Below are 22,102 nucleotides of genomic sequence, written 5' to 3'. Positions count from 1 at the left end.
TATAAAGAAAGTTGGTCACGGAGGCATATAAAACACGGAAGATGTTTCTTAATTATTAGAGACTATTCAATGGATGCCTGCGCTGTGACCTTCGTACTTTTTCTCTGTGTACCTGGTGGTAAAAAACAATAAACAAAAAAGGCAGCCAATCGGCTGCCTTATGTATTATTTTATTAAATGTTTAATCTGAATCAGTTCATGTTCTTCAAGATAGCGCCATCTGCCACGTGGCAGGTCTTTCTTTGTTAAATTGCCATAAACTACACGGTCTAATTTTTCTACATTATAACCTAAGTGTTCGAAAATACGGCGAACAATCCTGTTTTTACCACTGTGGATCTGGATACCGATTTCTTTCTTGGTTCCACCTGCAACGTAAGAAATGTTATCAGGTTTAATCAAACCATCTTCTAACTCTAAACCAAAGGCAATCTTGTTTAAATCGCCTTGTGATAAAGATTTATCCAGTTCGACATTGTAAATTTTAGTGATACCGTTTTTAGGGTGTGATAATTTATCGGCTAAATCACCATCGTTTGTCATTAACAACAAGCCTGTGGTATTGCGATCTAAACGTCCAACCGGGTAAATACGCTCACGACTGGCTTTATCAACCAATTGCATTACCGTACGGCGTTCCTGTGGATCGTCGGTAGTGGTGATGTAATCTTTTGGTTTGTTTAATAAAACGTAAACTTTTTTCTCGCGTTTTAATAATTCGCCGTTATAACGAACCAAATCCTTTGCAGGGTCAACTTTATGTCCCAGTTCGGTAACCGCTTCGCCGTTTACGGTAATAATACCTGCAATAATTAACTCATCGGCTTTACGACGAGAGCAGATGCCTGCATTTGAAATATATCTGTTTAGGCGGATTAAGCCTTTATCTTCGTTTGTTTTACGGCCCTGGGTAATAACAGTGCGCTCCGGGCGGTTAAATTCTGTATCTCTTGGCTGTGCCTCCTCACGTTTTCTAAACGGACGGGTATCACCTTCCTTTGGTTCTCTGGGCTTTACATCTCTTGAACTTCCAGCACTTGGCTTGAAATCATCTGATTTGCCTCTTGATTTGTAATCTTTATAGCCACCCTCTCTTGGTTTGTAATCTCTTGATCCACCATCCCTCGATTTAAAGTCGCGGTCGCCAGTTCTCGGTTTAAAATCTCTCGAATCTCCATCCTTAGATTTGAAATCACGCTCTCCTGTTCTTGGCTTATAATCTCTTGCACCACCTTCTCTTGGTTTAAAATCCCTGTCTCCTGTTCTTGGTTTGTAATCTCTAGATCCACCTTCTCTCGATTTGAAATCGCGGTCGCCGGTTCTTGGCTTGTAATCTCTTGATTTACCTTCTCTTGGTTTAAAACCACGGTCTTCTGCTCCTGAATCTTTAGATTTAAACTCACGATCGCCGAATTTAAAACTCTGTGGCTCCGAATCTTTTGATTTGAAATCACGTCCGCCTGATCTTGATTTGAAATCTTTTTTGTCTCCGAAAGATTTTGATTTGAAATCTTTACCGTCTGCGCTTCTGGGTCTGAAGCCTTCTTTTGAATCGGATGATTTTTTGAATTTGCTGTCTTTGTCGTCTGATCTTTTTCTGTCAGACCCGGCCGAACTACTTCTGCCTTCTGTTCTCCGACTGCCTGGTTTGGACTTGTCATCCCGACTGTTCCTGTTGTTTTTATTTATCATGATACGCTTTTAACGCATTAAAAATGCGGGCTGCAAATTTATGAAAAAATGATGAACATAACAATTTTAGCAGCTGAAAAATTAGATAAAAAAATAGCCTCTAATATAGGGAAATTTGCCTGAAAATCAAAAATTAAAACCCACGTTTAAAGCACTTTAAAGGCTGATTTTTGGGCTTATTCCTGTAACTGTTTGATAATGTGCTTATTATTTTTTACCTTTGCCAACGTTTTTATATAAGTTCACCAAAAAAAGGAGGAAAATGTTAAAGAAACACATCGTACCATTTGCGGTAGTGGCAACACTATTTATCTTGGCAAAAGTGTTCGCTTACCAAATGCCCTTAGCACAAAAAAGTCTTTTAAAAGAAGAAAAATTAAACACTACAATACCCAAATCTGATAGCCTGAAAGTAGAAAACGAGGAAGCCCCTCAATCTTTAATGGCACAGTTGAATTTCGCGGAAGAAACCCTGCCATTAGGCGATAAAAAAGGTAGAACGCAAAATGAAAAAAATTCTTGCAGCACACACTTACGGAAATACCCAAACCAACCGCCTGCACGCAAAAGCAGCAAAATGGTTTCCTGTAATTGAACCCATTCTCGCTGCTTACGGAATCCCGAACGATTTTAAGTATTTGGCATTGGTCGAATCTGGAATGGCGGAAGGGGTTTCTCCAAAAGGTGCAGCCGGAATCTGGCAGTTTATGCCTGGCACAGCCCGTACCTATGGATTAAGAGTAAATGGAAATGTTGATGAGCGCTATAACCTGCGCAAATCGACCATTGCAGCCTGTAAATACATTAAAGAAATGTATAAAGGTTTAGAAAGCTGGACATTGGTAGCTGCGGCTTACAATGTTGGCGACGGACGCTTACGCAAGCAGATCAATAATCAAAATCAGGATAATTACTACAAAATGAGGCTTAACCGCGAAACCGGTGGCTATGTTTATAAAGTAATTTCTATGAAACAGATTATGGAACATCCGAAACGTTACGGTTACGCAAAACCGAGAGTGTTATTGGCCTATAACGGCGGATAATATAATTAAGATAAAGACAAGCATTTGGTAAGGCGTCCCGGTTTTCAATCGGGACGCTTTTTATTTAGGGTGATTTCACAGATCGTTGGATTACACAGGTTTGTTTTGCTGATAGATGTTTTCTTTATCGCAAAGCCACGAGTAGTTTTTCTCACCACGATAACCAATGAACAGTTTACAGTTGGCAATTTGCAATCACAATGAAACGATTGAACAGTTTACAATTGGCAATTACTAATGAACAAATGACTCATGAACTATTGAACAGTTCTTCAGTTGGGAATTTGCAGTTACCAATTAACAAATGACCAATGAACCAATGAACAGTTTTCGGTTGGCAATTTGCAGTTACCAATGAACAAATGACCAATGAACTATTGAACTAATAAACCAATTTCCTTTCTTTGTATCATGTTCAAACTGCGCATTAATAAAATCATCAATCAGCCCGGCGATAATATTACTTTTCAATTTGAAGAGGTAGATCAATACCCAAAATATTTGGCAGGACAGTTTTTATCGTTGGTTTTTCAGGGGAAACATAAAGAGGTGAGAAGATCGTATTCTTTTAATAGTTCTCCAGATGTAAATGAACCTTTGGCTATTACGGTAAAGCGGGTAGAGAATGGAGAAATTTCAAGGTTTTTGCATCATAAAACTTCAGTAAATGATATTCTTTTGGCTCAGGAACCGCAGGGTTTGTTTAGTTATTTGCCTGAAGAAAATTTAGAGCGTGATCTTTTTCTTTTTGCTGCGGGAGTCGGCATTACACCTTTGTTCTCGATTATGAAAACGGCATTGGTACGCGAAAAGAAATCTTTGATCACATTAATATATAGTAACCGGTCGAAAGAAGAAACTTTGTTTTATGATGAACTGATCGAATGGCAACAGCAATACCCCGATAGGTTAAAAATTGTCTGGATTTTTAGCAACAGCAAAAACTTAATGACTGCCAGGCTGAACAAGTTCTATATCGAGAAATTAATCAAAGAACATTTACATTTCGATCGGGATAATGCGCTGTTTTATAGTTGCGGACCAATAATCTACATGGATTTATGCCGGATCACCTTATTGGGTATGGGTTTCGATATCAAACAGATCAAAAGGGAGACTTTTGTGCTGCCGGAAGATGAGGTTGATGAGGACGATAGTTCTGAAAAAATAGTCGATAAAAATACGTATTCGGTTGTTTTAAATTTTAAAGGGGAATCATATAATCTTGAAGTGCCCTGGCCAAAGCGGATTTTAGATGTAGCACTCGAAAATAAAATTAAACTTCCTTACAGTTGCCGTGGCGGCGTATGCAGCACCTGCGTGGCCAATTGTACCAAAGGTGGGGTAAGGATGGATTACAACGAAGTGCTTACCGATGATGAACTGGAAAGAGGAAGAGTGCTGGTTTGTACGGGTCACCCAACTGAAAATGGAACGACGATAGAGTGGTAGGTTAGTTCACTGGTTCAATCGTTCATTGGTCATTCGTTTACAGCTTCATTGCTTAACGTGGCGTTCATCGTTGCATCGTCATCTCGAGCGGAGAGTAACGGAGCCGAGAGATCTTTTGGATGTGCTTAATTATTGAAATCTAACCTAATTCTCCGGTGAGGTGGAAACTAACTGTTGATCTGTAATCTTCGTGATTTTTTAAGTTTTGTATCATTTGATTAGCGATTGTTATTTTCTCTAAAAATACAAAACCGTTGTCTCATTATCAGCGTTTATCTGATATGACGAAAACTTTTTTACGCTTATCATCTGCTTCATCTGTTTACAATCCTTTGCTCAGGATTCAATAGCAATAAAAAGAGAATTTGCCAATAAAGAATATATTCATCTATACAAAGAAAATGCTGATTTAGCCTATACGGCGCCGGGTGGCGAATTGGGCGCACCTTCAAAATATGTAATCAACGGTCGGCTCACCACCACTTATATGCTTTTTGGTAGTTATAAATCGCCCATTGCTTTTGCAATTATCCCTGATTTTACGGTACGGGTGCGGACAGAATTTTCGGCTGCTGTACGAACGCCGAGTTACCGTTTGGGCGGAGCACTTTATGCCAGGTTAAATCCCGATCCCGAACATTATAAATATGCTGAATTGGCTTTTACCCACCATTCAAACGGTCAGGATCAGTCTGCCTTTAATCCTGATGGAACAATTAACACCCGCACCGGAAATTTTAATGCAAATTATTTAACGCTTTCTTATCGCTTTGGAGATTTTACACCTGTTAATACCGATCAAAGCTATTATTCTTTCAATCATCGCGTCGGTTTGCAATGGTATAAGTTTTTCAGGTATGAGCCTGCGCTAAATGAAGGTTTCGGATTTACAAGAGTGCTGTACGGATTCTCCTGGCGCAGGTATGATGAAACCGAAAAAAATGCCCGGAATAAGCAAAAAGTAAAAACCGAAAAAGAAACCTGGCGTTTAAATACCGAGTTATCTTATGCCGTAAATAAAATTCCATCGAAAAATTTTGACAATATTCAGAAGAGGCTTAATGCTGAAATCAATTTTAATTACAGTTTTCCGTTTATGAACAATGTGTTTCTAATGGCGGCGGTAGGCTATTATGGCGAAGATAATTACAATATCTATTTTCAGGATCATTATGGTTATGTGCGCTTTGGCTTATCATCTGGTTTCCTTAGAAATAGAAGCCGACATTATGACAATTAATAGGTAATACAGATTGGTTTTGACTTTCTTTTTGATAAAATTTTTAGCATTTTTGCGGATTAAAATCCGGTCTTTTTAAAGGCCTGGTTTTGGCCCCAACTTTAAATGAAATATGAGCAATAAATCTATCGACCTCGGCGAGCAAAAAGATGTAGAAGTATATGGTGCGAGGGTACATAATTTAAAGAATATAGATGTTAGTTTTCCGCGCAACGAGCTTGTGGTAATCACGGGTTTAAGTGGCAGCGGTAAATCATCATTGGCTTTCGATACCATTTATGCCGAAGGTCAGCGCCGTTATATGGAAACATTTAGCGCTTACAGCCGCCAGTTTATGGGAGGCATGGAGCGCCCGGATGTAGATAAAGTATCAGGATTAAGTCCGGTTATTGCCATTGAGCAGAAAACCACCAGCAAAAATCCGCGCTCAACCGTGGGTACCATTACCGAAATTTACGATTTTATGCGTTTGCTTTATGCGCGTGTTGCCGATGCTTACTCGTACAATACCGGTGAGAAAATGGAGCGTATGAGCGAAGACCAGATCCTGCAGAACATCTTCAATAAATTTGATGGTTTAGCTGTAAATATCCTTGCTCCGGTAGTTAAAGGCAGAAAGGGGCATTACCGTGAACTTTTTGAGCAGATCCGTAAGCAGGGTTATGTAAAAGTGCGTGTAGATGGAGAAATAAAAGATATTACTGCTAAAATGCAGGTAGATCGTTATAAAATCCACGATATTGAAGTGGTGATCGATCGCCTGATCATTGACGTGAAAGATAAAAAACGCCTGCTCGATTCATTGCAGATTGCAATGAAAATGGGTAAAGGAGTAATCAAAATCAGCGATAAAGATAATAACGTAGCGCACTTTAGTAAGTTTTTGATGTGCCCAACCACGGGTATTTCTTATGACGAACCTCAACCCAATAGTTTTTCGTTCAACTCGCCTTATGGCGCCTGCGAACGTTGTGATGGTTTGGGTTATATTTTTGTAGTCGATAAAGATTCGGTTATCCCTAACCCCAAACTCAGTATTTTAAACGGTGGTTTGGCTCCATTGGGCGAATACCGCGACATCTGGATGTTTCAGGTATTAAAAGCGCTGGCCAAAAAATACAGTTTCTCACTTTCTACGCCCATTGAAAAATTAAACGATGAAGTGATCAATATCATTTTAAACGGTTCACCCGATTTGATCAAGGTTGAGGTTGAATACAATAAATGGAACGTTCAGAATTATAACATCACATTTGATGGGATAATTAAAATGCTCGAAGAGCAGAACGAAAAAGAGGAGCGAATCAGCATCCGACGATATGGACGAGTTCAGGAAACTGAAAACCTGTCCGGAATGCCATGGTGCACGCTTGAAAAAGAAAGCCTGCATTTTAAAGTTGATGGCAAAAACATTTTCGAACTTTCATCGATGGATATCAATAATCTTCATCAGTGGTTCGAAAAAGTTGATGAACGTTTGTCTGACCGCCAGAATATTATCGCCAAAGAAATTTTAAAAGAGATTAAAGCCAGGATCGGTTTTTTAACTGATGTAGGTTTAACTTATTTAACCTTAGACCGGACGGCCCGTACACTTTCAGGTGGTGAGGCGCAGCGTATCCGTTTGGCCACACAGATTGGTTCGCAGCTGATGAACGTCATGTACATCCTCGATGAGCCCAGTATCGGTCTGCACCAGCGTGATAATGAACGTTTGATTAATGCACTAAAAAATCTCCGCGACCTGGGAAATACCGTTTTAGTGGTAGAGCACGATAAGGATATGATTTTGGAAGCCGACTGGGTAATTGATGTGGGCCCTGGTGCCGGTATCCATGGAGGTACTGTTGTAGCCGAAGGAACAGCTGCGCAGATCCTGAAATCGAACACCTTAACTGCCGATTATTTGAATGGCAAAAGGCAGATTGAAACACCAAAATTCCGCAGGAAAGGCAACGGACATAAACTATCGCTTATTAAAGCAACCGGACATAACCTGAAAGAGGTTTCAGTAGATTTTCCTTTGGGTAAATTTATTGCCGTAACCGGAGTTTCAGGAAGTGGTAAATCGAGTTTAATTACCGAAACTTTATATCCTATTTTAAACCATCATTTCTTTAGGGCCAAAAAAACGCCTTTGCCTTACGAAAAAATCAATGGCTTAAAAGAAATTGATAAGGTAATCGAGATTGATCAGGCACCGATTGGCAGAACACCACGTTCTAATCCTTCTACCTATACCGGGGTTTTCTCTGATATCAGGAATCTGTTTGTTCAATTGCCTGAAGCGAAAATTCGTGGTTACAAACCCGGCCGTTTCTCTTTCAATGTTAAAGGTGGGCGCTGCGAAACCTGTCAGGGAGCCGGCTTGAAGGTGATCGAAATGAATTTTTTACCTGATGTGCAGGTGCCTTGCGAAGAGTGCGGTGGAAGAAGATACAACAGGGAAACTTTAGAGGTACGTTTCCGTGGAAAATCGATCAGTGATGTATTGGATATGAGTATCGAAGATGCCTGTACTTTCTTTGAAAATATTCCGATCATCTATAGAAAGATCAAAACCTTAAAAGATGTTGGTTTAGGTTATATTACTTTGGGCCAATCGTCGGTTACTTTATCCGGAGGGGAGGCGCAACGTGTAAAACTAGCGACGGAGCTTTCGAAAAAAGATACCGGAAAGACCTTTTATATTTTAGATGAGCCTACAACAGGACTTCACTTTGAAGATATTAACGTGCTTTTGGGCGTATTGCAGGAGCTGGTTGATAAAGGAAATACCATTTTGGTGATCGAACATAATTTAGATGTGGTTAAAGTTGCCGATTGGGTGATTGATTTAGGCGAAGAAGGAGGTGCTGGCGGTGGAAGGATTTTGTTTGAAGGTACACCAGAAGGTTTGATCCAGAACCCGATTAGTTTAACCGGAAAATTTTTGAAAAAGGAAATGGAATGGATGCCGCAGAACGGAAAGTCCGAAGGCGGAAGTCCGGAGTCCAAAGTCAAAGCACCGAAAAAAAGCAAGGCCGAAAAAGAAATAGAACTCCTCTTATGTAAAGTATCAAGAGCAGCAATCCATCTTGATACTTAATTCTAAATACTTGATACTATAACATAACATGCTTTTTACCGATACCCATACCCATTTATATTACGAGCAGGATGCCGAGAAACAGGCGCAGCTAATGGAACGTTGTTTTGAAAGCGATGTAAACCGTTTGTTTTTACCCAATGTTGACGTGAAATCGATCACGATGATTGATGACCTGGTGGCAAAATACCCTGAAAATTGTTTTGCAATGGCCGGCCTGCATCCTTGTGATGTAAAGGAAGATTATCAGGCGCTATTGGATGAAATATATACAAGTATTGCCGGGCGGAAAATTTATGCCATTGGCGAAATCGGGATCGATTTATATTGGGATAAAACTACTCTAACTATCCAGCAAGATGCCTTCCGCAAACAGATTGGCTGGGCAAAAGAGTTAGAGCTGCCGATTGTAATCCATTGCAGAGAAGCTTTTGATGAAGTTTTTGAAGTATTGGAAAGTGAACGTGATGAAAAATTGCGAGGTATATTCCATTGTTTCACCGGTAATTTGGCTCAGGCAAAACAAGCCATTGACCTTAATTTTTATTTAGGCATTGGTGGTGTGGTCACTTATAAAAAAGCGGGTTTGGACCTGGTATTGGCAGATATTCCTTTGACTGATCTGGTTTTAGAAACCGATTCTCCCTACCTGGCACCGGTTCCTTTCCGTGGTAAACCTAACGAGAGCAGTTACCTGGTTTATATCGCACAAAAACTGGCTGATATTTATGGCGTTTCTATTGAAGAAATAGCGGATGTAACTACAGAAAATTCGAAAAAGATTTTTGGAGTCTAGGATTGAGTCCTCAGTCGGGTTTAGGTCGGTCGTCATTTCGACTGGAGCGTAGCGTAATGGAGAAATCTGCTGAGGTATCTCTAATGCAGGATAATGATATTATTTATTTCTTATATTTCAGAATATTGACTATAATTTTATTATTTTGGTAAAAAATTAATGTTTTTTAGCTTTTTTATTGCTAATTTAAAAATATCGCCGAATCATTTATAAATTTTTAGTTTCTTTGCGCTGAGCAACCTTCACTAAACCAAATGACCAAAATACTTATAATTTATACCGGTGGTACCATCGGTATGGTTAACGATCCTACAAACGGGATGTTGATTCCGTTTGATTTCCAGCAGATAAAAGAAAACGTTCCGGAACTGGGCCGTTTAGATTACCAGTTAGATGTACACTCTTTCAATCCGGTTTTAGATTCATCAAACATGGACCCTGAAATATGGAAAACATTGGCCGAACTGGTTTACAATAAATATGATCAGTACGATGGTTTTGTGATTTTGCACGGTTCTGATACCATGGCTTTTACCGCTTCGGCACTGAGTTTCATGCTCGAAAACCTGGATAAACCTGTTGTTTTAACCGGTTCGCAATTGCCTATTGGCGAAATCAGGACTGATGCCAAAGAAAATTTAATTACTGCTTTAGAGATAGCTGCTACCAAAGAAGATGGTAAAGCATTATTTCCGGAGGTTTGCATTTATTTTGATGCACAATTGTTCAGGGGCAACCGTTCTATTAAATACAATAGCGAGAAGTTTGAAGCCTTCCGTTCGCCAAATTACCCGGTACTTGCAGAAGCTGGAATACATTTACAGTTTCACAGAAATTATATTTTAAAAGCTACCGGCGGTGAATTAAAATTGCATACCAGTTTTAATTCGAATATTGGTGTGCTTAAATTATATCCGGGAATTACACCACAAGCCGTTCAGGCCATCACAGATTCTAAGGTTGATGCCATCATTTTAGAAACTTTTGGATCAGGTAATACCTCCACTGCACAATGGTTTTTAGATAGTTTGCGCCAGGCCATTTTAAATGGAAAAATCATTATCGATATCTCTCAGTGTAAAAAAGGATCGGTGCAGCTTGGTCGCTATGAAACCAGTAGGGAATTGTTAAAAATGGGCATTGTAAGCGGTTACGATTTAACTTTTGAAGCTACCGTAACCAAACTGATGTTCGTAATGGGCTTGGGTTTATCAGTTGAAGAAAGCCGGAAATTGATGGATGAATCGTTGCGGGGAGAGCTAACAAAGGAATAATGTTTCCAGCGTTTATAATATTTTTTTTAAGGAAATGAGCAGTTCCGCTCTTTTGGAGGTTTTTAGTCCCGCTCACGTTTCTGCCGATGAAGAATCGGCATCTCGCTTCGATCGGGTTTAGAGACAAAGGATAAGTACAATTGGCTAAACCTAGCAAAGTGCAGTATTTGGCATGATGTAAGGAACAGGCCTTTCGGTTATAAACCTGACAGTAGCGGCAGCTCCCGATTTTTTATCGGGACTAAAGCGAATGGCAGGGCTTCACTGGCCAAGATCAACAAAAACGTTCGTTTTCAAATAAAAAGGATTAAGATTTAGCATTACTAAATTTAATATCTAGATAAGCTGTATCATGCACTACAATAAGTAAAACTTCTGCAATTATGACCAACATCATTTCGGTTATAAGTATTTAGCCCTATTTTTGCTGTGAAAAGGGTGTAAGGCGAAAGGTTTAAGGCGTAAGGTTGTGTCTTGATACTCACTTCTCCATACTTGATACTCAACACCCCGATACTTATTAAACATGAAAATAGAACAGATATATACAGGTTGCCTGGCAGAAGCCGCTTATTACATAGAAAGTGATGGCGAAGCTGCAATTATTGATCCTTTAAGAGAAGTTGCGACGTATTTAAAGAAAGCAGAAAAAGCTGGTGCCACCATTAAATATATTTTCGAAACGCATTTTCATGCCGATTTTGTTTCCGGTCACGTAGATTTGGCAGAAAAATCGGGAGCTGAAATTATCTACGGTCCAACTGCCAAAACTGAATTTAAATCGCATATCGCCAAAGATGGCGAACAATTTAGAATCGGTAAGTTAACCATAACTGCATTACATACCCCTGGGCATACCTTAGAATCGACTACTTATCTCTTAACTGATGAAAATGGTAAAGACCATTGTATTTTTAGTGGTGATACTTTGTTTATCGGTGATGTAGGCCGTCCGGATTTAGCGCAAAAAGGAAATTTAACAATGGATGATTTGGCCGGAATGCTTTACGATTCGTTAAATGAAAAGATAAAACCCTTAGCTGATGATGTAATTGTTTACCCGGCTCACGGCGCTGGTTCGGCCTGTGGTAAGAGCATGAGTAAAGAAACGTTTGACACTTTAGGCCATCAGAAACAGGTTAATTATGCTTTAAAGGCGGAAACGAAAGAACAGTTTATTGCCGAAGTAACGGATGGTATTATGCCACCTCCTCAATATTTTGCTAAAAATGCCGCGATTAATAAAGGTGGGGTTGAAAGCATTGATGATGTTTACGAAAAAGGACTAAATGCCTTAACTCCTCAACAATTTGAAGATCTGGCCAACCAAACTGGTGCAATTATGCTCGATACCCGCGATCCGCAGCTTTTCGCAAAAGGTTTTATCCCAAATTCGATCAATATTGGTTTAAACGGTCAGTTTGCACCATGGGTTGGGGCTTTGATTACCGATTTACAACAACCGATTTTATTAATTGCCGACCAGGGCAAAGAAGAAGAAACGATTACCCGTTTAACCCGTGTAGGGTATGATAGTACCATTGGTTATTTGGATGGCGGTTTCGAAAACTGGACAGCTACCGGCAAAGAAATCGATACCATTGAATCTATTTCGGCAGAAGCTTTTGAGCAGGCGGCATCAAATGATGAAATTACGGCGCTTGATGTGCGTAAACCAGGTGAATATGAATCAGAACATTTAGAATTTACGCTTAGCCGTCCATTGGATTTTATTAACGAATGGACTGGTGAGATTAATCCGAAAGCGACCTATTATATTCATTGTGCAGGTGGTTATCGCTCCATGATTGCGGCTTCTATTTTAAAATCGCGTGGAGTAGAAAATGTAATTGATATAGCTGGGGGTTATGGTGCGATAAAAAATACCGGTTTAAAAAGAACCGATTTCGCCTGCCCAAGTAAAGCAATGAAAGTATAAAATTAAAAGAGATCGTCATTTCGAGCGGAACGCAGTGCAGCCGAGGAATCTATTTAAACGGATCTCTCCATTCCGCGATGCTCCATCCGATAGCTATTGGATCGAGATGACGACCACTCTTAAAAGCGAATTAAAAAATTTGGATGTCAGACAATCAAAATCATTACGACGTATTAATTATAGGTGCCGGCCCGATAGGGATGGCCTGTGCAATTGAAGCCAAAAAAGCAAACCTAAGCTATGTCATTATAGAAAAAGGTGCTTTGGTGAACAGTTTGTTCAACTATCCGGTATTTATGACATTCTTTTCTACTTCGCAAAAGTTAGAAATAGGGGGCGTGCCTTTTGTAACTATCAATCCTAAACCTAACCGTAACGAAGCCGTAGAATATTACCGCCGTGTTGCCGAAAAATTTGATTTAGAGATCAATCTTTTCGAGCGGGTGCAACAGGTGATTAAAAATGATAATAATCTTTTCGAAATCAAGACTTCTAAAACAGATTATACGGCTGGAAATGTAATTGTGGCTACAGGTTTTTATGATGTGCCTTTATTAATGAATGTGCAAGGTGAAGACTTGCCAAAAGTGACCCATTATTATAAAGATCCACATTTATACGCCTTTCAGAATGTAGTGGTGGTTGGTGCCAATAACTCGGGTGTTGATGCCGCTTTAGAAACCTACCGCAAGGGTGCAAAGGTAACCATGGTGGTGAGGAGTGGTGAACTTGGTCCTCATGTTAAATATTGGGTTCTCCCGGATATACAGAACAGGATTAAAGAAGGTGAAGTTACTGCCCTTTTCGATTCTGAACTTGTTGAAATAAGGGAAGGCGAAGTGGATATTAAAACACCAGAAGGGATTAAAACGATTCCAAACGATTTCGTAATTGCGATGACGGGTTACCAGCCAGATTTTTCGATGTTGAGAAAATTCGGAATCGATCTGCCCGAAACACTTTGCCCAGCCTATAACGAAGAAACAATGGAAACCAACGTAAAGGGCTTATACCTCGCCGGAGTGGTTTGCGGTGGATTAGATACCCACAAACTGTTTATCGAAAACTCAAGGGTACATGCCGAAATGATTGTGAAGAATATTTTGGGTTAGTGTCTTACGAAGTTTAGCTAGGGATTAGATTAATATTTAGTAGGCATTGCAGCGTATCGTCCTTTCGAGCGGAGTGCAACGCGGTCGAGAACCCGAAGGCTCTGCGCAGCAAAATCTGTTTAGATAGATCTCTCCATTTCGGCTGCGCTACAGTCGAGATGACGAACCACTCTTTTAGAATTATAAATCATTATCAATAAACAGGAACCTTCAGTCTACTCTCTACAAAACTTTCAATAGCTTTTTCCACTCCTGGCAAATCCTTCGAAGTAATATAAGATCCCATTACATGGTTACCTGCATTGGGTATTGCTACTTTTCTCTTTAAATTATTAGGAGTACCCAATTCATCAAACATTTTCAGCATGGCATCTACCCGTACTACAGGATCCTGTTCCAGCTCATTTTTATAATAATAAAGCAGTAAAACAGGTTGTTTTACCTTTTTAAAGGTTGGTTTGAGCATGCTGCTTTCTATAAATTCTTCCAGTTCTACCAGCGATTCGAGTCGATAATTGGTGTACCAGTATTTTTTGTACTCGTCGGTGCGGTCGTCTACTTTACGTTCATCGCCGCCCACTACTTTACGGGCAATCTGTAATCCCCAGGGATTATTCAGTAGCCAGGCATTTTTATCGTTGATGGCCACATTTGGCGACATTAAAATCAAGCTGTTAATTTCAGGATAGGTTGCCGCTAATTTTAAAGCCACCGTTCCGCCGGTAGAGGTACCCACTAAAATTACTTTTTTGCCCAGTTTTTTACCAATGGCATAAGCCTGTTTACTGGTTTCCCAAAGGCGGTCAGCCGTGAAATATTGCATAGGCGCCAGGGTATCGATACCGTGATCAGCCAGGCGGGCAAGGTATAAATTGGCATGCAGCGCTTTAGCTAAGTTTAGGTGTACCGGGTTGCCTTCTGTTTTTGATGCCGAAAAACCATGTAAATATACAATGGCATATTCTGTCTGCTGGTGGAGGTTATCAGCCCATACAATTTCAGCTTCGTTGCCGGGTTTTATTTTATGCATGGATTCGATACTGGCTACATAGTTGTCCAGGTCTTCCAGATCGGGCACTTTGGTCAGCTCCTCACTAAATACCGGTTTTTTGGGTTTTGGCCCTAACAAATAACCAGCAATAATAAATGCAGAAAGGCCTATAATTACTTTGTAGCGTTTTTTCATGCCATTAAATATTGGTTTAAATGTAAAATTTGAATTTAAATAAAGCTAATTTTAGGGGAATTAATTATCACTTTGAGGGGCCTTTTTACCTGCACTGCCCCATCATGTTAAACCTGATAGCGCCAAATAGCCCACAGCCCGAAGCATGAGGGCGAGGACTATGGGCAATAGCAGGAGCAAAGATGTTAAAGATTGCCGTGCCTTGCTTTTCAAATCCTTAATAATAAGATTTCTGATTACCTTTTTATGGGAAATTAGCTTAAGTTTGCAATCAAAATTTTTCGACTTAATGCCGGGAATCGAACAGATAAAAACACCTATAGCTGCTGATATTAAAGCGTTTGAAAAAACCTTTAAGGAATCTATGCATAGCGACGCACCGTTGCTGGATAGGATTACCCATTATATTGTAAAGCAAAAAGGCAAACAAATGCGACCGATGTTTGTGTTTTTTGCGGCTAAACTGTGCGGCGGAATTACAGAATCAACCCATCGCGGAGCTGCTTTGGTAGAGCTTTTACATACGGCCACTTTGGTACATGATGATGTGGTAGACAATGCTTACGAACGCCGTGGCTTTTTCTCTATCAACGCTTTATGGAAAAATAAAATTGCCGTTTTGGTAGGCGATTACCTGCTGGCAAAAGGATTACTGCTTTCGGTAAACAATAATGAGCACCGTTTGTTACAGATTGTATCGGAAGCGGTAAAACAGATGAGTGAAGGTGAACTGCTGCAGGTAGAAAAGGTACGGAGAATGGACATTTCGGAAGATTTATATTTTGATGTGATCCGCCAGAAAACGGCTTCGTTAATTGCTTCCTGCTGTGCTGCGGGTGCTGCTTCAGCTGGTGCTGATGATGCTACGATAGAAAAAATGCGCCTTTTTGGTGAAAAAGTTGGGATTGCCTTTCAGATTAAAGACGACACCTTCGATTTTGGAACCGATGATGTTGGAAAGCCTTTGGGTATTGATATTAAAGAAAAGAAAGTAACCTTGCCTTTAATTTATGCCTTAAATAAAGCGGAGAAGACAGAGCGTAAAAAAATGATCAACCTGGTCAAAAACCATCAGGACGATCCGGTTAAAATACAACAGATTATTGATTTTGTAAATGCCCACCAAGGTGTGTATTATGCAAATGAGAAAATGTTGGAGTACCAGCAATCAGCATTTAATATTCTGCACAGTTTTGATGCAGGTGAAGCCAGGACAGGTTTAGAACAGCTTGTACTGTATACCACTGAACGTAAAAAATAATGGGTAACGAATTACTTTTTAGCTTAGGTTTTCTTCTTTTTATTGTACTGATTCTTGCTTTGGATCTTGGTCTTTTTAGCAGGAAAGAGCATATAGTGAGTTTAAAACAAGCCGGGATAATGAGCTTGATTATGGTGGCCCTGGCCATCGGCTTTTATTTTATCTTGTTAACTGAAGGCCACCAGCTACATGGAATTAAGGATTTTGCCCACCTGCAAGAGATTGTAACCAAACACCAGCATCATATTAAACTTATTCCGGGCGATTTTGAAGGGAGTTTGGCGGTTTATAAGCAAAACCTCGGACTGGAGTTTTTAACAGGCTACGTAATTGAGTATGCACTTTCGGTAGATAATATCTTTGTTATCGTACTTATTTTTTCTGCATTTGCAGTTGAAGAAAAATATTATCACCGGGTATTGTTCTGGGGCATATTGGGTGCGATCATTATGCGTTTCATCTTCATTTTTGTGGGGGCTGCATTAATTACCAAATTTGCCTGGATACTTTATGTCTTTGGTGCTTTCCTGGTATTTACTGGCGTGAAGATGTTTTTCAGCAAGGAGGAAGATGATAAAATTGACCCGGAAAACCATCCGGTGGTAAAATGGGCTTCGAAAATATTTTCCATCCACCCAAAATACGAGGGTAAAAACTTCTTTGTAAAAATAGACCATAAAAGAATGGTTACACCATTGTTTTTGGTACTGTTGATTGTAGAGTTTACCGATCTGTTATTTGCAGTTGATTCTATTCCGGCTATTTTTGCGGTAACGAAAGATCCTTATATTGTATTTTTTTCTAATATTTTTGCTATCATGGGCTTGAGGTCTATGTTCTTTTTACTGGTAAATATTATTCACAAATTCCATTATTTAAAAACCGGATTAGCATTTTTACTGGCTTTTATTGGTGTAAAAATGTTAGGGCATACTTACCTGGAAAAATGGGGATTTACCACTGAGCATTCACTGATTGTGATTTTAAGCATCCTGGTGATTAGCATTGTGGCTTCATTGGTTTTTCCGAAGAAAAAGGTACATGTAAAGCATTAGTTTAAGTTTTGTCATTCTGAGCGCAGCGAAGAATCTTTGACTGCAATCGGAAGGTGTTTCGTAGGTTGCAGATGCTTCGTGCCGACAGTAAACAGAATCATTAGCACGATCGTCATTCTCGCGTAGGCGGGAATCTTAAAGCGGTTGCATTACGATTATTCATAAGTTTCCCTTATTTCAAAGGCATTCATGAGCACTCCGTGGTTCCCAATCGAGTTGGGAATGACGATTTCTCTCAGCCATTACCTGTTTAAAAAAACTGTATTGAATTTTATATCATAAATTTTCTCCAGCATAGTTATAGGTTATCCAAAAGCAAAATAAACGTTACAGCTGGCAATCTCTACCGAAAATTTGTATTTTCAGCAGATATAACTAAACCTAATGAAATACCTTTTCTCTACAGCCCTTCTCTGTACCACTTTATTTGCCAATGCACAGGATAAATTTGGTGATGTTTTTGCCAAAATCAATACGGATGTACAGCAAAACTCAAAGGCTTACAAAACTCTTAAATACGAAACCGAAACCATCGGTCACCGTTTAACAGGCTCTGCAAATGGAGCAAAGGCAGAGCAATTTGCTTTCGATTTATTAAAATCTTATGGCTGCGAGGTAAAATTTCAACCTTTTGAGGTGGAAAGCTGGGCCAGAAAAACGATCAATGTAGAAATTGGGGCTGATAAAAATAGCCTTGTTAAAATGAAAGCCGTTACGTTGGCGCATTCGCCAGTAAGTGCGGATATTACAGGTGAAATTGTTGACGCTGGTAATGGATTGGAAGCAAATTATCAGGCCAGTCCTGAAAAGTTTAAAGGTAAAATTGCTTTGATTTATCTTGGGGTATTACCAGGCTCTAAGGCCGGAACAAAATCATTACACCGTTCAGAAAAAACTGCTATTGCCACAAAATATGGTGCCATTGGTGTAATTATCATCAATACGGTAAAGGATGGTGTGCTTTTAACAGGAACGGCATCGGTAACGGGAAAATTAATTCCAATCCCTGCGGTTTGTATTGGTTTGGAGGATGGTATGACTTTGAAAGATCAAGTTAAATCGCAGCCACAAAAAGCGCACATTGCCATGACGAATTTCTCTGGTATGATTAAAGCCCGAAACGTAGTGGCTACTTTTAAAGGAACAGAATTACCAAAAGATAAAATTGTTGTCGGCGGACATTTAGACAGCTGGGATTTAGCCACGGGCGCTATTGACAACGGAATCGGTTCTTTCGCCATTATGGATATGGCACGGACGTTTAAAAAACTGAATTTAAAAACCAAACGTACAGTAGAATTTGTCTTATTTATGGGTGAGGAGCAAGGTTTGTTGGGCTCTAAAGCTTATATCGACCAGGCTAAAAAAGACGGAACCTTAAACAAGGTGAAATTTATGCTGAACTACGATATGACCAACGATCCGAAAGGTTTCTCTACTTCACGTGCTGAAATGAAAGACCTTTTTACATCTTGGGGAGCTGATATTGTAAAGATTGATACAGGCTTTAAAAACCTGTTTAATGCAGGAGCAGGTTTGCATAGCGATCATCAGCCGTTTATGTTGGAAGGTATTCCTACAGGAGGTGGTTTCGGAGGTAAATTGCCAAATAATTCCGGACCATTTTACCATTCTGATGGCGATAGCTTTAAACTGGTTGATGAGCAGGAACTTAAAAATACGGTACGCTACAGTGCCATGTTAACTTATGCATTAGCCAATACACCGAAAATCCCGGTAGGTGTTCAGGGCGAAGAAGAGTTGAGGGCTTTCTTAGAATCGCAGAACTTGAAAGAACCTTTAAGCATTGCGGGCGAGTGGAGATGGAAGTAATGATTTGGCAGATTCGCTTCGCGGGTGATTACACAGAATAAGAGATTGCACAGATTTAAGATCAATCCGTCGTTCGGCGGGTCGTCATTTAGACCGTAGCGGAGAAATCTATTTGATTTAGTTCTGTTAGCTAAGGCTAATCTAATGTTAATAAACAAACCTTTTTTATGAACAAGAACCCAAATGCCAACAAAATAAATTAAATAGCTAATTAATAGGAGCGTGCATGGAACAACAATTACCCGCTAATATAACTTTCCAATTGCGAAATGGTCTGTTTTTGATCCGCAATGATAAATTTTACCACATCGCCGATGGATACCATACCTTTTACCTCACCGCTTTCTACGATTGGTAAATGGCGGATGTGTTTATCGGTCATCAATTCCATACAATGATCAATACTGTCGCTAAACTTGATGGTAATGGGTTTAGCGGTCATGGCTTCTTTAATCAGGGTATCTTTTGATGATTTGCCTTGCAGGATGATTTTTCGGGCATAATCGCGTTCAGTAAAAATGCCACGAAGTTGTTCATCTTCCATGACTAATACGGCGCTGATATTTTTTTCTGTCATCACTTTTAAGGCGTCCAGAACGGAAATGTTTTCTGATACGGAGATAATGACGGCCTGTTTGGTATCGAGTAAGTGTTTTACGCTTTTCATAAGTTTAATTTGGTTATAACAATTTAAGAAATAATTAGCTGGATATCAAAGTTTTGTTTTGATGTTTGGAGATTTTAAAAGAAGTCAGGTTTTTAATAGGCACCTTGCCATGTCAAACTTGACTTCTTTAGGAGCGAAAACCGTAGGACCTGATTAATCTAAACCTGACAGGAATGGCAGCCTCCGATTCTCCATCGGAGCTATAATGTATGGCAGGCCTCAAGCTGAGCTAAGAACTACCATACTTGTTTTCCAAAAAAATAAGATAAGACATGAAGTTTTCGAACTTAGGTATAAAAAATCGCAGCACTATTTTACAATCCTCCAACTCACCCACCCTTTAATTATTTGGCTTTCACAAAGGGATGCCGTAACTTTGCATCACATTTAAAAACAAATAATTATGTCATCAGTAGAGACAACTTATATTCCTTACAAAGTTAAGGACATTTCACTGGCAGAATGGGGCCGTAAAGAAATCGAATTAGCCGAAGCAGAGATGCCAGGTTTAATGAGTTTACGTAAAGAATTCGGTCCAACACAACCGTTAAAAGGTGCGCGTATTGCAGGCTGTCTGCACATGACCATCCAAACGGCTGTATTAATCGAAACATTAGTGGCCCTTGGTGCTGAAGTTACCTGGTCATCTTGCAATATTTTCTCTACACAAGATCACGCTGCGGCTGCAATCGCCGCTGCAGGTATTCAGGTTTATGCCTGGAAAGGTTTAAACGAAGAAGAATTCGACTGGTGTATTGAGCAAACTTTACACTTCGGTCCGGATCAACAGCCATTAAACATGATTTTGGATGATGGTGGCGATTTAACCAATATGGTTTTCGACCGTTTCCCTGAACTGATCGCGAATATTAAAGGTTTATCAGAAGAAACTACAACCGGTGTTCACCGTTTGTACGAAAGAATGAAAAACGGAACATTGCACTTACCTGCAATTAACGTTAACGATTCGGTTACCAAATCTAAATTCGATAACAAATACGGATGTCGTGAGTCATTGGTTGATGCGATCCGTCGTGCTACTGATGTAATGATGGCTGGTAAAGTGGCTGTTGTTTGTGGTTATGGCGATGTGGGTAAAGGTTCTGCAGAATCTTTAAGCTCACAGGGTGTACGTGTTATTGTAACTGAAATTGATCCAATCTGTGCATTACAAGCTGCAATGGAAGGTTACGAAGTTAAAAAATTAGCTACTGCTATTAAAGAAGCTGATATCGTGGTAACCACGACTGGTAACTGTGATATCGTTCGCGAGCAACATTTCAGGGCATTAAAAGATAAAGCGATTGTTTGTAACATCGGTCACTTCGATAACGAAATCGATATGGCTTGGTTAAACGGTGCTTATGGCGATACCAAAGTGGAGATTAAACCTCAGGTTGATAAATATACCATCGATGGTAAAGACGTAATCGTTCTTGCTGAAGGTCGTTTGGTTAATTTAGGTTGCGCAACTGGTCACCCAAGTTTTGTAATGAGTAACTCATTTACCAATCAAACTTTAGCTCAATTAGAGCTTTGGACCAATACTGGTGCTTACGAAAACAAAGTATATACTTTACCTAAGCATTTAGATGAAAAAGTTGCCCGTTTACACTTAGAAAAAATCGGTGTAGAATTAGATGTTTTGGATCAACACCAGGCTGATTATATCGGCGTACCGGTTGAAGGTCCTTTTAAAGCAGATACATACAGATACTAGTTCAGTTTACAGTTTTTAGTTAGCAGTTAACTAAATGCCATAATATCTAAGGGATATGCAATATGCATGTCCCTTTTTTATTCCCCTCTTCTAGAGGGTGCCTGTAAGGCGGGGTGTCTTTAGGTGTTTTTTGAAAAAGTACGTTCAGTGCTTTTCGGAGGCATCAGTCCTGCTATTCATTCCAATCTTTTTGTTGTTCTTCGATTACGCTCAGAATGACAACAAAAAGGATTTCCATTTCTATCAGGTTTATTTTACAAAGTGTGTGGTTCTTTTAACGCTGAAATCCTAAATTTGATAAAAACTCAAATAATGAAAAAAATAATATTCGCCCTTGTACTTGGTGTGTTTTCAGTTGCTGTAAATGCCCAAACCAGTCCTCAAAAACTTGCAACTGCAAAAGTAGTAACCAAACAGGTGGTCGATATTGCCTGTGGCGAATGTCAGTTTAAAATGAAAGGTAAAGATTGTGAGTTAGCAGTTAAAATTGACGGTAAACCTTATTTTGTCGATGGCAAAGGCATTGATGACTTTGGCGATGCCCACGGTAAACATGGTTTTTGCAATGCGGTAAGTAAAGCAGAAGTTACCGGCGAAATCGTAAACAACCGCTTTAAAGCAAAAGAAATAAAGTTATTACCGGTTAAGAAGTAGTTTTACCGCAAAGGAAGCAAAGCTTTTCGCAAAGAGCCGCTAAGTCTGATTTAAAAACGGTCTGAACCCAACTTTGTGATCTTTGTG

17 protein-coding genes are annotated in these 22,102 nt (G+C 39.6%); 14 read left to right on the top strand and 3 right to left on the bottom strand.

Annotated elements, in window-relative coordinates; translation table 11 throughout:
• Positions 1-165: 165 nt before the first annotated feature.
• Complete coding sequence (locus ACQ86H_RS24970) at positions 166-1,692, bottom strand: pseudouridine synthase (RefSeq protein WP_431292850.1); 1,527 nt, start codon at positions 1,690-1,692, stop codon at positions 166-168.
• A 262-nt stretch (positions 1,693-1,954) separates the two neighbouring features.
• Between ACQ86H_RS24970 and ACQ86H_RS24965 the strand changes: the two genes are divergently transcribed.
• From ACQ86H_RS24965 to ACQ86H_RS24925, 9 genes are all read left to right on the top strand, one after another.
• On the top strand, positions 1,955-2,287 hold the full coding sequence (locus ACQ86H_RS24965) for a hypothetical protein (protein WP_431292849.1): 333 nt from the start codon (positions 1,955-1,957) through the stop codon (positions 2,285-2,287).
• Positions 2,199-2,738: a lytic transglycosylase domain-containing protein gene (locus tag ACQ86H_RS24960; protein ID WP_431292848.1), complete on the top strand. Its 540-nt coding sequence runs from the start codon at positions 2,199-2,201 to the stop codon at positions 2,736-2,738. The genes ACQ86H_RS24965 and ACQ86H_RS24960 overlap by 89 nt, the downstream gene beginning before the upstream one ends.
• A 411-nt stretch (positions 2,739-3,149) precedes the next feature.
• A complete protein-coding gene (locus ACQ86H_RS24955; RefSeq protein ID WP_138819972.1) occupies positions 3,150-4,190 on the top strand; it encodes a ferredoxin--NADP reductase in 1,041 nt (346 codons plus the stop codon).
• 487 nt (positions 4,191-4,677) lie between these two features.
• Positions 4,678-5,430 (top strand): hypothetical protein, encoded by a 753-nt coding sequence (locus ACQ86H_RS24950; protein ID WP_431292847.1) that lies wholly within the window; start codon positions 4,678-4,680, stop codon positions 5,428-5,430.
• Positions 5,431-5,542: 112 nt separating this feature from the next.
• Complete coding sequence (uvrA, locus tag ACQ86H_RS24945) at positions 5,543-8,518, top strand: excinuclease ABC subunit UvrA (RefSeq protein ID WP_431292846.1); 2,976 nt, start codon at positions 5,543-5,545, stop codon at positions 8,516-8,518.
• Between the two features lie 28 nt (positions 8,519-8,546).
• Positions 8,547-9,314 (top strand): TatD family hydrolase, encoded by a 768-nt coding sequence (locus ACQ86H_RS24940; RefSeq protein WP_431292845.1) that lies wholly within the window; start codon positions 8,547-8,549, stop codon positions 9,312-9,314.
• Between the two features lie 254 nt (positions 9,315-9,568).
• A complete protein-coding gene (locus ACQ86H_RS24935; RefSeq protein ID WP_431292844.1) occupies positions 9,569-10,588 on the top strand; it encodes an asparaginase in 1,020 nt (339 codons plus the stop codon).
• A gap of 526 nt (positions 10,589-11,114) precedes the next feature.
• Positions 11,115-12,527, top strand: coding sequence for an MBL fold metallo-hydrolase (locus tag ACQ86H_RS24930; RefSeq protein ID WP_431292843.1), 1,413 nt, complete (start codon positions 11,115-11,117; stop codon positions 12,525-12,527).
• Between the two features lie 143 nt (positions 12,528-12,670).
• Positions 12,671-13,639 (top strand): YpdA family putative bacillithiol disulfide reductase, encoded by a 969-nt coding sequence (locus ACQ86H_RS24925; protein ID WP_431292842.1) that lies wholly within the window; start codon positions 12,671-12,673, stop codon positions 13,637-13,639.
• Positions 13,640-13,832: 193 nt separating this feature from the next.
• On the opposite strand, the gene ACQ86H_RS24920 is transcribed toward ACQ86H_RS24925, so the two are convergent.
• Positions 13,833-14,825, bottom strand: a complete 993-nt coding sequence (locus ACQ86H_RS24920; protein ID WP_138819988.1) for an alpha/beta hydrolase — start codon at positions 14,823-14,825, stop codon at positions 13,833-13,835.
• 289 nt (positions 14,826-15,114) lie between these two features.
• Between ACQ86H_RS24920 and ACQ86H_RS24915 the strand changes: the two genes are divergently transcribed.
• From ACQ86H_RS24915 to ACQ86H_RS24905, 3 genes are all read left to right on the top strand, one after another.
• Complete coding sequence (locus tag ACQ86H_RS24915) at positions 15,115-16,086, top strand: polyprenyl synthetase family protein (protein WP_138819990.1); 972 nt, start codon at positions 15,115-15,117, stop codon at positions 16,084-16,086.
• Entirely contained in the window at positions 16,086-17,141 is a 1,056-nt protein-coding gene (locus ACQ86H_RS24910) for a TerC family protein (RefSeq protein WP_431292841.1), read from the top strand. The genes ACQ86H_RS24915 and ACQ86H_RS24910 overlap by 1 nt, the downstream gene beginning before the upstream one ends.
• Before the next feature lie 384 nt (positions 17,142-17,525).
• A complete protein-coding gene (locus ACQ86H_RS24905) occupies positions 17,526-18,974 on the top strand; it encodes a M20/M25/M40 family metallo-hydrolase (RefSeq protein ID WP_431292840.1) in 1,449 nt (482 codons plus the stop codon).
• Positions 18,975-19,212: 238 nt separating this feature from the next.
• On the opposite strand, the gene ACQ86H_RS24900 is transcribed toward ACQ86H_RS24905, so the two are convergent.
• Positions 19,213-19,641 (bottom strand): CBS domain-containing protein, encoded by a 429-nt coding sequence (locus ACQ86H_RS24900; RefSeq protein WP_138819996.1) that lies wholly within the window; start codon positions 19,639-19,641, stop codon positions 19,213-19,215.
• Between the two features lie 403 nt (positions 19,642-20,044).
• Between ACQ86H_RS24900 and ahcY the strand changes: the two genes are divergently transcribed.
• Both ahcY and ACQ86H_RS24890 read left to right on the top strand, forming a co-directional pair.
• On the top strand, positions 20,045-21,361 hold the full coding sequence (gene ahcY / locus ACQ86H_RS24895) for an adenosylhomocysteinase (protein WP_431292839.1): 1,317 nt from the start codon (positions 20,045-20,047) through the stop codon (positions 21,359-21,361).
• Positions 21,362-21,673: 312 nt separating this feature from the next.
• Positions 21,674-22,015, top strand: coding sequence for a DUF6370 family protein (locus ACQ86H_RS24890; protein ID WP_138819999.1), 342 nt, complete (start codon positions 21,674-21,676; stop codon positions 22,013-22,015).
• The last annotated feature ends 87 nt before the right edge of the window (positions 22,016-22,102 follow it).

Origin of the sequence: Pedobacter sp. P26, assembly GCF_050632135.1 — a bacterium.
Lineage (GTDB): Bacteria > Bacteroidota > Bacteroidia > Sphingobacteriales > Sphingobacteriaceae > Pedobacter.
Note: the sequence above shows the minus strand (reverse complement) of the source record. Positions and strands in the feature narration are given on the sequence as shown.